Raw genomic sequence first — 12937 nt, 5'->3', positions numbered from 1 at the left:
AAATAACAAGAATTCCAGACGATATGCGTGATCTGACCGACGATGTGGCGCTGATGCGCCCGGTTATCGATGCCTTGCGTGCCAGTGGAACCGACCCGGACCGGGTCCTGGCCCGCGTCGGCCTACCCCCCGGCGGTCTGCCCGCTGGGCGCTTTCCCCATGCCGCGCAGGGGCTGTTCTGGAAGGCCGCCAGCGAAGAATGCGGCGAAGACGACGTCGGCCTCTACCTTGCCCAGCACCTGCCAGCCTTCCACGGCCTGCTGCTGGAATACCTGTTCCTCTCCAGCGAAACCTTCGGTGATGGCCTGCGCCACGCCTTGCGCTACGTGCGCCTGCTCTCCGACACCCTGGACGCCCGGCTCGACGTGCAAGGCGACCAGGCCGTGCTGACCCTTGGCCTGCTGCCGGGCACGCCGCGGCATTTCCCCGAGATGCTGGCCGGCGCGGTGATCCGCCTGTTCCACGCCCTGACCGAGGGCGACTTCATCCCGCGCCAGGTGCAGTTCATGCACGAAGAGGGGGCCTGCGCGGAGCGTTATCAACAGGTCTATGGCTGCCCGGCGCAACTGGGCAGCGAGCGCTATGCCCTGGTGTTCGATGCCGCTGTGCTGGGCAAGGCCTCGCGCCATGCCGCGCCGGAGTTGCTGCGCATGCACGAGTCGCTGGCCCGCCGGCAACTGGCCGAGGTCGAGCGCCTGGACCTGGTGCGCAACGTGCGCGAGCTGATCGGCGAACTGCTGGTCGACAGCGGCGCCACCCTGGAACAGGTCGCCGCCCGCCTGGACATGCCCTCCCGCCGCCTGCGCGAACGCCTGGCCATGGCCGGCGTGCGCTTCAACGACCTGGTCACCGACTACCGCTGCCGCCTGGCCAAGGACCTGCTGCTGAAGACCGACGAACGCATCGAAGTGATCGTCGAACGCACCGGCTTCTCCGAACCGAGCACCTTCTACCGCGCCTTCAAACGCTGGGTCGGCGAAACCCCGGTGGAATACCGCAAGCGCGGCCGGCACTGACAGCTCCCGATCGGTGGTGTGAGAGGCGCTTCAGCGGCGATTTTCTGCAGGAGCGGGCTTGCCCGCGAGCTTTTCGATTGATGTGTTGTTTCTGTGATGAGGCATGAACCGCAGGGCGTCGCGGCTAAAGCCCCTCCCACGTTGATCTCCATTGATCGCACCCACGCTCTGCGTGGGCGCGCGCTCCCGGACGCTCCGCGTTCGCAACGGCTGCGGGTCCAACATGCGGAGGCAGGCTAACGACGGTGGGTGACGCGGAGCGTCACGGGCTGCATGCCCACGCGGAGCGTGGGAACGATCAGGTCAGAGGTGAGGCCACGATCCGTAGGAGGCGCTTCAGCGGCGATTTTCTGTAGGAGCGGGCTTGCCCGCGAGCTTTTCTATTGATGCGTTGCTTCTGTGACGAGGCATGAACCGCAGGGCTCGCGGCTAAAGCCCCTCCCACGTTGATCACCACTGATCGCACCCACGCTCTGCGTGGGCGCGCACTCCCGGACGCTCTGCGTCCGCAACGGCTGCGGGTCCACCATGCTGAGGCAGGCTGACGACGGTGGGTGACGCGGAGCGTCACGGGCTGCATGCCCACGCGGAGCGTGGGAACGATCAGGTCAGAGGTGAGGGGCACGATCCTGTGGGAGGCGCTTCAGCGGCGAGCTTTTGCGGCTTTCGCGGCTAAAACTCCTCCCACCGCATCCTCCTCAGGCGCCGAGCAAGCTCTGCCCGCACACGCGCATCACCTGGGCGGTCAGCACGCCGGAGCTGGGCTGGGCGAACCAGGCCACGGCCTCGGCCACGTCCTGGGGCAGGCCGCCCTGGCTCATGGAATTCATGCGGCGGCCGGCTTCGCGGATGGTCAGAGGGATGGCGGCGGTCATCTGGGTTTCGATGAAGCCCGGTGCCACCGCATTGATGGTCACGCCGCGTTTCGCCAGTGCCGGCGCCCAGGCCTGGGCCAGGCCGATCACCCCGGCCTTGCTCACCGCGTAGTTGGTCTGGCCCATGTTGCCGGCGATGCCACTGATCGAGGCGATCAGCACCACGCGGCCGTTCTCGTTGAGCTTGTCGGCATCCAGCAGGGCCTGTGTCAGCACCTGCGGGGCTTTCACGTTGACGTCGATCACCGAGTTCCAGAAGGCATCGCTCATCTTCGCCAGGGTCTTGTCCCGGGTGATGCCGGCGTTGTGCACCACGATATCGATGCCGTCGGCCAGCGCCTCCACCAGTTGCGCCGGGGCATCCTCGGCGCAGATGTCCAGGGGCACGCTGCGCCCGCCGAGACGCGCGGCCAGGGCATCCAGCCCATCCTTGGCCTGGGGCACATCGAGCAGCACCACCTCGGCGCCATCGCGGGCCAGCACTTCGGCGATCGAGGCGCCGATGCCCCGGGAGGCACCCGTGACCAGCGCCTTCTTGCCCGCCAGCGGGCGCGTCCAGTCCTTCACCTCGTCGCTGCTGCCGATCAGGCGCAGTACCTGGCCGGACACGTAGGCGCTCTTGGGCGATAGGAAGAAGCGCAGCGCGCCTTCGAGCTGGCTTTCAGCGCCCTTGCCGACATACAGCAGCTGCACGTTGCCGCCGCGGCGGATTTCCTTGCCCAGGGAGCGGGTGAAGCCCTCCAGCGAACGCTGCACGCTGGAGGCCACGGTGTCCTTCAGGGTTTCCGGCGCACGGCCGAGCACCACCACGCGGGGACAGGTCGCCAGGTTCTTCAGGGCCGGCTGGAAGAAATCACGCAGCTCGATCAACTGCTCGAAACGGGTCAGGTGGCTGGCGTCGAACACCAGGGCCTTGAGCTTGGGGCCGTGCTCGGCGGTCCAGCGCGGCAGCTCGAACTGGCCTTCGCGGGGGGCGAACAGCTCGCTGGTCAGTTTGTTGGCGAACGGCAGGATGGCGGTTGCCAGGCTGCCTTCGCCACCGATCAGCAGGGCGCCTTCCACCGGACGGCTGCGTCCGGCTTGCCAGCGTTCCAGGCGCAGCGGCGCCGGCAGGCCGAGGGCGCCGACCAGGCGGCGGCCCGAGGCGGAATTGGCAAAATCGAGGTAACGATCGGACATGGGAGTGGCTCCTGCACGAATCAAAAAAGTGCCTCCACTCTACGCAGACAGGAGAAATGCGCAATTGACCGTGTCGCATGCTGTGCCGGCAAGGCGGCCAATGCCACACTGTCGGCAGCTGCTAGGTTTGTTGCCACGTCAGTCCTGCGCGCCGCCGCGATGGGAGGCTACAGTCCCTTGCCCGTGCGTCATTCACCTTTGCCAAGGAGGTCCCCATGACCCTGCCACGCCGCGTCGCCATCGTCGGTGGTAACCGCATTCCGTTCGCCCGCTCCAACACCGCGTATGCCACGGCCAGCAACCAGGACATGCTCACCAGTGCCCTCGAAGGCCTGGTGGAACGCTACAACCTGCATGGCGAGCGCCTGGGGGAGGTGGTGGCCGGCGCGGTGCTCAAGCACTCCCGGGATTTCAACCTGACCCGCGAATGCGTGCTCGGCTCGCGCCTGGCGCCGGAGACCCCGGCCTACGACGTGCAGCAGGCCTGCGGCACCGGCCTGGAAGCGGCGCTGCTGGTGGCCAACAAGATCGCCCTGGGGCAGATCGAGTGCGGCATCGCCGGGGGCGTGGATACCACCTCGGATGCGCCTATCGGCGTCAACGAAGGGCTGCGGCAGATCCTGCTGCAGGCCAACCGGGCCAAAAGCACCGGTGACAAGATCAAGGCCCTGCTGCAGATCCGCCCGCGTCACCTGTCGCCGTCGTTGCCACGCAATGGCGAGCCACGCACTGGCCTGTCCATGGGCGAGCACTGCGAGCTGATGGCACAGACCTGGGCCATTCCCCGGGACGAGCAGGACCAACTGGCCGTCGCCAGCCACCAGAAGCTGGCCGCGTCCTATGCCGAGGGCTGGCACGACGACCTGCTGACCCCGTTCCGCGGCCTGACCCGCGACCAGAACCTGCGCCCGGACATCAGCCTGGAAAAACTGGCGACCCTCAAGCCCGTCTTCGAGCGCAGCCCGCGCGGCACCATGACCGCTGCCAACTCCACGCCGCTGACCGACGGAGCCTCGGTGGTGCTGCTGGCCAGTGAAGAATGGGCCAAGGCCCGCGGCCTGCCGGTGCTCGCCTACATCCGTGATGGCGAAGCGGCGGCGGTGGATTTCGTCAACGGCAAGGAAGGGCTGCTGATGGCGCCTGTCTATGCGGTACCGCGCCTGCTGGCGCGCAACAACCTGACCCTGCAGGACTTCGACTACTACGAAATCCACGAAGCCTTCGCCGCCCAGGTGCTCTGCACCCTCAAGGCCTGGGAGGACGCCGAGTACTGCCAGACCCGCCTGGGCCTGGCCCAGCCGCTGGGCTCGATCGACCGCAGCAAGATGAACGTGAAAGGCAGCTCCCTGGCCGCCGGCCACCCGTTCGCCGCCACCGGCGGGCGCATCGTCGCCAACCTGGCCAAGCTGCTGTCGGTGGCAGGTGAGGGCCGCGGTCTGATCTCCATCTGCGCCGCTGGCGGCCAAGGTGTGACCGCGATCCTCGAGCGGTAATCCAATACCCCGTGGCCACACTTCATCGTGGCTTCGTGATGTAAGCAACTCCGTGATTTGAGGCGGCCCGCGCAGGCGGCGCCGCCTTTTTTTCGTCTGTCGGTTGGTCGGCTTACGCGTTGATCGCACCCACGCTCTGCGTGGGCGTGTATCCCCGGACGCTCTGCGTCCGCACCGGTTGTGCTGTAACGCGTGGGGTGGGCTGAAGGTGGTGGGTGACGCGGAGCGTCACGGGAGGCATTCCCACGCGGAGCGTGGGAACGATCAGATGCTTCATCTGTAGGAGCGGGCTTGCCCGCGAGCTTTTGCTCTACGCGTGGAGTCTGTGTCGGGACACAAGCCTCTGAGCTCGCGGCCAAGGCCGCTCCTACAGGAAACCATCGCGGCTAAAGCCCCTCCCACGGGCTGCATGCGGGCACGTCTTGTGGGAGGCGCTTCAGCGGCGAGCTTTCAGGGCTCTGCCGCTGCTTCCGCTTCGGCAGCAAGCAGCACGGCCTTGCGTGCCACGCCCCAGCGGTAGCCGCTCAGCGCGCCTTTGGCGCCGACCACCCGGTGGCAGGGGATCAGCAGGCCCAGCGGGTTGCTGGCGCAGGCGCGGGCGATGGCCCGGGGATGGCTGCCCAGGCTGCTGGCCAGTTCGCCGTACTGCCGGGTCTGGCCCAGGGGAATCGCCTGCAGGGCGCGCCACACCTGTTGCTGATAGGCCGTGCCGCGCAGGTCCAGGGGCAGGTGGGCGGCGCGGCGGGGTTCTTCGATCTGCCCGATGACCTGCTGCAACCAATCACCGAGCCCCTTGTCGTCACGCTGCAGATTGGCAGCGGCGAAGCGCTGGCGCAGTTCGCCTTCCACCACGTCGACACTGTCGCCGAACAGCAGGGCGCAGACGCCTTTGTCGCTGCTCGCCAGCAGCAGATGGCCCAGCGGGCAGGCGCGGGTGGCGTAGCGCAGGGTTTCCCCGGCAGCGCCCTGGCGACGCTGGGCCGGGCTCAGGGTGTCGGGTTGTTCGTAGAGCGCGCGGGTGCCGGAGTAGCCGGCCGCCAGGGCGGCATCCAGCACGCTGTTGGCCTGCGGCAACTGCGCTTCGAGCTGCGTCCGGCGCTGGGCCTGGACCCAGGCCTTTGGCGTCAGCCCGGTGCGGGCCTTGAAGGCACGGGCCAGGTGCGAGGCGGATAGGCCGATACGTGCCGCGAGCTGGTCGAGGGTGGGCGGCTTTTCCTGCGCCATCAGCAGGCGACAGGCCGCCGCCACCAGTTCGTCGAGTTGCTGCGCCGGGCTGGCACCCTTGGGCGTGCAGCGCTTGCACGGGCGGAAGCCGGCCTGCTCGGCGAGCTGGGCATCGGCATGGAAACTGACGTTCTGCCGCAGCGGCCGCCGGGCCGGGCAGCTGGGCCGGCAGTACACCCCGGTCGAGCGCACGGCGAACACGAACTGCCCGTCGCGTGAGGCGTCGCGGTCGCAAACGGCTTGCCAGCAGAGGTCAGGGTCGAGCATGGCGGCGTTCCTGTGGAGTACGTTTCGATTGTCGACTCGTTGCCGAGGCCTGCCAATCCGAATCGTGCTTTCAAATTCGATTGGTGCTTGGGGCCGGACCTGTGGGAGGCGCTTCAGCGGCGAGCTTTAAGGGCAGTCGCGGCTAAAGCCCGTCCCAAGGTTGCAGGGGCCGGTGCCGGTGGGTGACGCGGAGCGTCACGGGATGCATGCCCACGCGGAGCGTGGGAACGATCAGGTCAGTGGTGAGGCCACCGTTGCGTGGGAGGCGCTTCAGCGGCGATTTTTGTAGGAGCGGGCTTGCCCGCGAGCTTTTCTGTCAGACAGCTCGGTTTTCGGATGGCCGAAGGCGCCGAGCTCGCGGCTGAAGCCCCTCCCACGAGAGCGGCGGTCAATCGACTGAAAGCCGCTGCAAGACAATACGCCCGCGGCTGATATCAGCCAGCAGCCGCTGCAGGTCGGCGATGCGGGCATCGGGCAGGGCGAGGTGCAGGTCGGCGCCGGTGGCGTCATAGGTTTCGCTGGCCTGTATCGCTTCGACCTCGGCCAGGCGGGCCTTGAGCAGCGGCAGTTCGCCGAACAGGCAGTGGCAGGCCACGGTGGTGCGGGCCACCAGCTCTACCCGTTCACCGCCTTGCAGGCACTTGGCGGCGCTGCCGCCGTAGGCGCGGGCCAGGCCGCCGGTGCCGAGCTGGATGCCGCCGTACCAGCGGATCACCAGCACCGCCACCTGGTCGCAGTCCTGGCCTTCGATCGCTGCCAGGATCGGCCGGCCAGCGGTGCCGCCGGGTTCGCCATCGTCGCTGAAGCGGTACTGGTTGCCGACCTTCCAGGCCCAGCAGTTGTGCGAGGCGCTGAGGTCGCTGTGCGAGGCGATGAAGGCCTGGGCCTCGGCCGCGCTGGTGGCCGGCGCGGCGAGGGCGAGGAAGCGGCTCTTGCGAATCTCCTCGCGGTAGTCGCAAGGGCCGAGCAGGGTGAAGGGCATGGCTCAGTTCGTCGGCGGCGTCAGCCCGCAGCCCTTGAGGATGATGCGGATCAGGTTGTCGCTGGCGTCTTCCATGTCCTGCTTGGTCAGGCGCGAGCGACCGGAGACGCGGGCGATCTGCGTGGCGAAGTCGGCGTAGTGCTGGGTGCTGCTCCACAGCAGGAAGATCAGGTGGGTCGGGTCTACCGGGTCCATCTTGCCGGCGGCGATCCAGCCTTCGAACACCGCCGCCCGGCCCTTGAACCAGCTCAGGTAATCCTGGCTGAAGTATTCGGACAGGCACTCGCCGCCGCTGATCACTTCCATGGCGAAGATGCGCGAGGCCTTGGGGTAGCGCCGCGAGAATTCCATCTTTGCGCGGATGTAGCGGGCCAGCGCTTCGGCCGGGTCGTCGTCCACGGTCAGGGTGTTGAAGGCGCTGTCCCACAGGTCGAGGATGTTGCTCAGCACCGCCAGGTACAGCCCCAGCTTGTTGCTGAAGTAGTAGTGCAGGTTGGCCTTGGGCAGGCCGACGTTCTGGGCAATGGTGTTCATGCTGGTGCCCTTGAAACCATGGCGGGCAAACTCTTCCTCGGCGGCGGCGAGGATGGCTTCTTCGTTCTTCTGACGAATACGCCCGGCAGGTTTGCCGGCAGGGTTGGCGCGGTGCGCAGGGACGTCGAGGGTCATGGGTCATTCCGAGCGGTCATAGGGCGGAGCGAGTGCACTGATAGCGTAATGACGCTTGAGTGACAAGCGCGGGGCGGCGAAAAAGCGCACGGAGTGACCTATTGGTTCTACGGTGCACTGTCACTGTGCGCCCGTCGGCCCGTCCTGCGCGATTTTGTCGCCGAATGGTGCTCAGTCGGCGGGGTGGTGCCGGGGCGATATTTCGGCGTCACGTCCGGCAACCGGCTCGGCCGCCCGCCGCGAAGCCTGGCCGCCGAGGTACCAGCCCAGCGCGCCCCACAGCGCGGCGCAGGCAGCACCGGCCACGGCCGCCACCAGCACGCCGTTGGCGAGCAGGTCGAGCAGGGCCTTGGCCCAGGCGCTGACGGCATCGCCGGCGCGGTAGACCACGGTGTCGATGAAGTTCTTCGCCTTGTATTTGCTCTCGGCATCCAGCGGTGTGAAGAGCATTTCCCGCCCCGGGCGCACGAAAGCGTATTCGCCGACCCGGCGCACGATCATCAGCGCCGCGAGCATGGCGAAGGTCGGCGCCAGGGCCAGGCCGATGAAGCCCAGGCACACCAGGATCGGCACCCCGGCCAGCAGGGCGCGCACGCCGAAGCGCTGGGCAATGCGCCCGGTGATGAACACCTGGGCCAGCAGCGACAGCGACTGCACGCAGAAGTCGATGAGGCCGAACACGCGGATCTGTTCGTTGCGGTCGGTGAAGGTTTCCGCCACCAGGCGCGCCTGCTCGAAGTACAGGAAGGTACTGGCCGTGGCCAGCAGGATGACGAAGGCGCTGATGCCCAGCAGGTAGCGCGAGCCGAGCACCCGGGTCAGGCCGCTGAACGGGTTGCCGATCACCGGTTTTCGCGGGCTTTCGCTCGGCGGTGCGTCAGGGCGCCCGGCGCCGCCCTCGGCGCGCCAGGCCATCAGGTAGTGCTTGGCCAGGATCGCCACGCCCAGCAACACCGCCGCCAGGAGGATCAACCCGCTTTCGCCCAGGGTGTCCACCAGCAACGCACCCACCGCCGGGCCGACCAGCCCGCCGCAACTGGCCCCGGCGGCGATGAAGGCGAACAGGCGCTTGGCCTGGGTGCTGTCGAATACGTCGGCCATCAGGCTCCAGGCCACCGACACCACGAACAGGTTGTAGACCGAGATCCACACGTAGAACACCCGGGCCACCCAGATGTCGTCGCCGGCGTACTGGAACAGCACGGCGAAGGCCAGCAGGTTGCTGATGAAAAAGCCATACACCCAGTCGATGTAGCGCGCCCGGGCCACCTTGGAGTTGAGCCAGGCGAACAGCGGCACGGCGATCAGCATCACCACGAAGGTGGCGGTGAACAGCCATTGCAGGTTCTCCACGCCGCCGCGAATGCCCATGGCCTCGCGGATCGGCCGCAGCATGAAATAGCCGCTGAACAGGCAGAAGAACAGGGCGAAGCCGCAGAGGGCGGCCAGCAGTTCGATGGGCCGGGCGTTGATCGCCTGGGCCAGGCGTTGGGTCGGTGTCATCGCGCGTGCCTTGGCTCGGCGCGGCCTGAAGCAGGGCCGCGCCTGTCGGGTGAGTCAGGAGCGAAGCCCCTCGAAGTCAGCTGAACGCTTGGACGATCCGCTCGCGCAGCGCCGCATCGGGCAGGCGGCCGATGCCGCCCTTGATGTTGTCGGCCATGTAGCGCGGGTTGGAGGTGGCCGGGATCACCGCCGTCACCGCCTCGTTGGCCAGGATGAACTTGAGCAGCAGCTGCGCCCAGGACGTGGCGTCGGCCTCCATGGCCCATTCCGGCAAGGGCTTGCCCTTCACCCGGTTGAGCAACTGAGCGCGCTGGAATGGGCGGTTGATCAGGGTGGCGATGCCGTTGTCGGCGCAGTAGGGCAGCAGGCGCTTCTCGGCGTTGCGCTCGCCCACCGAATAGTTGAGCTGGACGAAGTCCACCTTCTCCTCGGCCAGCACCTCCAGCAGATCGTCATGGGCCGACTCGATGTAATGGGTGATGCCGATGTAGCGCACCTTGCCCTGCTCGCGCAGTTCCCGCAGCAGCGCCAGCTGGGTGCGGGTGTCCTGCAGGTTGTGCACCTGCACCAGGTCGAGCTTGTCGGTCTGCAGCGCATTGAGGCTGGCCTCGAACTGCGCCAGGCCGCGCTCGCGGCCGGTGGCGGAAATCTTGGTGGCGAGAAACGCCTTGCCCTGGGTACCGGTGCGCTTGAGCAGCTCGCCGGTCACCTCTTCCGAGGCGCCGTAGCTGGGCGCGGTATCGATCAGCGTGCCGCCGCCATTGATGAAGGCGCGCATCACCCCGTCCAGCGGCTTGAGGCTGTCGTCATCGAGGCTGACGTTGAACGTTTGCGACGTACCCAGGCCGATCACCGGGATCTGCTGGCCACTGCTGGGAATGGTGCGCTGGATCAGCGGGGCAGGGGCGGCGAAGGCCAGGGAAGGCAGCAAGGGGGCTGCGGCGGCCAGGGTCAGCAGGCTTGCGCTGCCCTGGATGAAGTGACGACGGCTAGGCATGGAGTCCTCCGTGATGCACTGCAGGGAAAGGCGGGAAAAGGTCGATGATAGACCCGGGTACCGGGGTGCCCATGCCTATTGCTCCACCAGTTGTTACCTGATGTATCTGCCTGGGCTGGCGGCTCGCCAGGCCGCCGGGGCTCAGCTGCTGGCGGCCAGGGTGTCGAGAAAACTCTCCAGCACCAGGTGGGGGCGGCGGCCCTTGCGCGTCACCGAAGCCAGGCTGACATCGTAGAAGCGCGTAGCGGGTTTGAGTGCGCGCAGGCGCCCTTGTTGCACCCAGGCGCTGGCGTAGTGGTCGGGCAGGTAGCCGATGTAGCGCCCAGTGAGGATCAGGAAGGCCATGCCCTCGCGGTCCGAGGCGCTGGCCGTGCAGTTCAGCGCCTGGTAGTGGCTCTGCACCTCGGGCGGCAGGCGGAAAGTCGGGGCGATGGCGTCCTGGGCATTCAGACGCTCGTCGGCCAGTTGCGCGTCATCCACGTAGAACAGCGGATGGCCCACGGCGCAGTAGAGCAGCGAGCGTTCGTCGTACAGCGGCAGGTATTCCAGCCCCGACAGCGCGCCGGCCTGGGGCACCACGCCGACGTGCAGGCGGCCGTCGAGCACGCCCTGTTCCACCTCGCTCGGCGGCGTCATGCGGATGTGCACCCGCACGTCCGGCCCGCGCTCCTTGAGGCGCGCCAAGGCATTGGTGATGCGCATGTGCGGCACCGTCACCAGGTTGTCGGTGAGGCCGATGTTCAGCTCGCCGCGCAGGTGCTGGTGCAGGCCGTTGACCTCGGTGCGAAAGCTCTCCAGCGCTGCCAGCAGTTGCTGGGTGGAGTGGTAGACCTCGCGGCCTTCCTCGGTCAGGGCGAAACCGGCGCGACCGCGCTGGCACAGGCGCAGGCCCAGGCGCTGTTCGAGGTCGCTCATCTGCTGGCTGATCGCCGAGCGACCGATGCCCAGCACGCTTTCGGCGGCGGAAAAACCGCCGCACTCCACCACGCTGCGAAACAGCTTGAGCAGGCGGATATCGAAGTCGCTGACCTGGGCCAGCGGGTCGGGGCGGCGGGTGCTCATTAGTTTAGTGGTCGCCTAACTGAAGTTAAGAAGAGTCGAGTTTTACTGACTCTATGCCCGTGGCACCTTGGCTGACAACTGATTTACTCCTAGGGAAGCGCTTTGGCGGCCGTCGCGGCTGAAGCCCCTCCCACGACACTTCGAGCGCGAGGCTCCCCATGAACATGCCGCAGACCGAAACCCCGTCCCTGGCCAGCCAGCTCAAGCTGGACGCCCACTGGATGCCGTTCTCCGCCAACCGCAACTTCCAGCGCGACCCGCGCCTGATCGTCGCCGCCGAGGGCAGCTGGCTGCTGGACGACAAGGGGCGCAAGGTCTACGACAGCCTGTCCGGCCTGTGGACCTGCGGCGCCGGCCACTCGCGCAAGGAAATCCAGGACGCCGTCTCCAAGCAGCTCGGCACCCTCGATTACTCGCCAGGCTTCCAGTTCGGCCACGCGCTGTCGTTCAAGCTGGCCGAGCAGATCGCCGACCTGATGCCGGGCGACCTCAACCATGTGTTCTTCACCGGTTCCGGCTCCGAGTGCGCCGACACCTCGGTGAAAATGGCCAAGGCCTACTGGCGCCTGAAAGGCCAGCCGGCCAAGACCAAGTTCATCGGCCGCGCCCGTGGCTACCACGGCGTGAACATCGCCGGCACGAGCCTGGGCGGCATCGGCGGCAACCGCAAGATGTACGGCCAGTTCATGGACGTCGACCACCTGCCGCACACCCTGCAGCCGCACCTGGCGTACACCAACGGCATGGCCGAGACCGGTGGCGTGGAGCTGGCCAACGAACTGCTGAAACTCATCGAGCTGCACGACGCCTCCAATATCGCCGCGGTGATCGTCGAGCCGATGTCCGGCTCGGCCGGCGTGCTGGTGCCGCCGGTGGGCTACCTGCAGCGCCTGCGCGAAATCTGCACCCAGCACAACATCCTGTTGATCTTCGACGAAGTGATCACCGCCTTCGGCCGCCTGGGCACCTGGAGCGGCGCCGAGTACTTCGGCGTGACCCCGGACATCATCAACGCCGCCAAGCAGATCACCAACGGCGCGATTCCCCTGGGCGCGGTCATCGCCTCCAGCGAGATCTACCAGACCTTCATGCAGCAGCCTTCGCCCGAGCACATGGTCGAGTTCACCCACGGCTACACCTACTCCGCCCACCCGGTGGCCTGCGCCGCCGGCCTGGCCTCGCTGGAACTGCTCAAGCGCGAGAACCTGATCCAGCAGGCCGCCGAACTGGCGCCGCAATTCGGCAAGGCGCTGCATGGCCTCAAGGGCAGCAAGCACGTCATCGACATCCGCAACTGCGGCCTGGCCGGCGCCATCCAGCTGGCCCCGCGTGACGGCGACCCGGTGATCCGCCCGTTCGAGGCCGGCATGGCCCTGTGGAAGGCCGGCTTCTACGTGCGCTTCGGCGGCGACACCCTGCAGTTCGGGCCAACCTTCAACGCCAAGATGGACGACCTCGAGCGCGTACTGGGCGCCGTGGGCGACACCCTGAACAAGCTGAATTAACCCCTGTGGGAGGGGCTTTAGCCGCGACGCATCACGCTGCGCAGCGTGATGCGAATCACCGCTCAGTCCTTTCCATAACACGAACGCCAAACACCGTAGGGTGGATCGGGACGCGTAGTTGACGCTTCCCTCATCAGACACCGCTGAGCGGTGGATGAAAAAAGC

The 12937-nt window shown here is 67.2% G+C and carries 10 protein-coding genes; 3 read left to right on the top strand and 7 right to left on the bottom strand.

Annotated features, from left to right (window positions below; genetic code table 11):
• Positions 1–23: 23 nt before the first annotated feature.
• Positions 24–1016 carry an AraC family transcriptional regulator gene (locus tag N5C28_RS18725; RefSeq protein ID WP_279824656.1) on the top strand — a complete coding sequence of 331 codons (993 nt, stop codon included), beginning with the start codon at positions 24–26 and terminating at the stop codon, positions 1014–1016.
• Between the two features lie 698 nt (positions 1017–1714).
• On the opposite strand, the gene N5C28_RS18720 is transcribed toward N5C28_RS18725, so the two are convergent.
• Entirely contained in the window at positions 1715–3070 is a 1356-nt protein-coding gene (locus N5C28_RS18720) for a 3-oxoacyl-ACP reductase (protein WP_279824655.1), read from the bottom strand.
• Positions 3071–3285: 215 nt separating this feature from the next.
• Between N5C28_RS18720 and N5C28_RS18715 the strand changes: the two genes are divergently transcribed.
• Positions 3286–4563 (top strand): acetyl-CoA C-acetyltransferase, encoded by a 1278-nt coding sequence (locus N5C28_RS18715; protein WP_279824653.1) that lies wholly within the window; start codon positions 3286–3288, stop codon positions 4561–4563.
• A gap of 450 nt (positions 4564–5013) precedes the next feature.
• On the opposite strand, the gene ada is transcribed toward N5C28_RS18715, so the two are convergent.
• From ada to N5C28_RS18685, 6 genes are all read right to left on the bottom strand, one after another.
• Complete coding sequence (gene ada, locus N5C28_RS18710; protein ID WP_279824652.1) at positions 5014–6054, bottom strand: bifunctional DNA-binding transcriptional regulator/O6-methylguanine-DNA methyltransferase Ada; 1041 nt, start codon at positions 6052–6054, stop codon at positions 5014–5016.
• 388 nt (positions 6055–6442) lie between these two features.
• Positions 6443–7036 (bottom strand): IMPACT family protein, encoded by a 594-nt coding sequence (locus N5C28_RS18705; protein WP_279824651.1) that lies wholly within the window; start codon positions 7034–7036, stop codon positions 6443–6445.
• Positions 7037–7039: 3 nt separating this feature from the next.
• On the bottom strand, positions 7040–7705 hold the full coding sequence (locus N5C28_RS18700) for a TetR/AcrR family transcriptional regulator (protein WP_279824650.1): 666 nt from the start codon (positions 7703–7705) through the stop codon (positions 7040–7042).
• Positions 7706–7876: 171 nt separating this feature from the next.
• Positions 7877–9208, bottom strand: a complete 1332-nt coding sequence (locus tag N5C28_RS18695; protein ID WP_279824648.1) for an MFS transporter — start codon at positions 9206–9208, stop codon at positions 7877–7879.
• Positions 9209–9284: 76 nt separating this feature from the next.
• A complete protein-coding gene (locus N5C28_RS18690) occupies positions 9285–10205 on the bottom strand; it encodes an aldo/keto reductase (protein ID WP_279824647.1) in 921 nt (306 codons plus the stop codon).
• A gap of 141 nt (positions 10206–10346) precedes the next feature.
• On the bottom strand, positions 10347–11267 hold the full coding sequence (locus N5C28_RS18685) for a LysR family transcriptional regulator (RefSeq protein WP_279824645.1): 921 nt from the start codon (positions 11265–11267) through the stop codon (positions 10347–10349).
• Positions 11268–11425: 158 nt separating this feature from the next.
• On the opposite strand from N5C28_RS18685, the gene N5C28_RS18680 reads away from it, so the two are divergent.
• Entirely contained in the window at positions 11426–12772 is a 1347-nt protein-coding gene (locus tag N5C28_RS18680; protein ID WP_279824644.1) for an aspartate aminotransferase family protein, read from the top strand.
• Positions 12773–12937: the final 165 nt, after the last annotated feature.

The sequence above is a fragment of the Pseudomonas sp. GD03944 genome (assembly GCF_029839275.1).
In the GTDB taxonomy this organism is placed as follows: domain Bacteria; phylum Pseudomonadota; class Gammaproteobacteria; order Pseudomonadales; family Pseudomonadaceae; genus Aquipseudomonas.
This window is presented reverse-complemented; position numbering and strand designations above follow the sequence as displayed.